Here is a 606-nt window from a genome sequence, read left to right as displayed (position 1 = left end):
CAGATGTCTTAGGGTCTCATGGGCTCGGAGATGTGAATAAGAGACAGCGCAATGCCCCGGATGCAACTCCCCCGCCACCCGCTGGAACCGGTTCAGCACCGGATTCAGCACCGTCACCCCCAACTGCAGATGATGGCCCGGCACACCCTCGTGGAACATCGTCGCCGGAACGCCCCAGGTTGCCACACCCTCGAACGGCTCCGGCACCGTCCACCACACCGTCCCCGGACGCGACAGGTCCTCCGCCGGCGCCAGATAGTAGATCCCCGACTCCACCGGCGGAATCCGGCACTCGATCCGCCGCAGCGGCCCCGGAATGTCGAAATGCACCCCGTCCAGCTCCGCGATCGCACCATCGGCCAGCTCCTGGATCCACCCCAGGAACTCCTCCGCCCCCGCGATCCGGTACGCCGGATCGGCGTCCAGCGCCGCCAGCACCGCCGACACCGGCTCACCCGGCGCCACCCGCCCCGCCGCACCCGCCATCTCCGACTCGATCCGCGCCAGCTCCTCCCACCCCCACGCGTAGGTCTCCGCCAGATCCAGCTCCGTCCCCAGCAACTCCCGCACCCCCAGCCGGTACCGGTCCGCACCCAGCGCATCCGG

1 protein-coding gene is annotated in these 606 nt (G+C 69.6%); it reads right to left on the bottom strand.

Going from position 1 to position 606, the window contains the following annotated elements:
• Positions 1-597, bottom strand: a 597-nt coding sequence (locus E1289_RS37835) for a DUF885 family protein (RefSeq protein ID WP_279488706.1), incomplete at its 3' end; no start/stop codon positions are given.
• Positions 598-606: the final 9 nt, after the last annotated feature.

It is taken from the genome of Actinomadura sp. 6K520 (assembly GCF_004349245.1).
In the GTDB taxonomy this organism is placed as follows: Bacteria; Actinomycetota; Actinomycetes; order Streptosporangiales; family Streptosporangiaceae; genus Spirillospora.
Note: the sequence above shows the minus strand (reverse complement) of the source record. Positions and strands in the feature narration are given on the sequence as shown.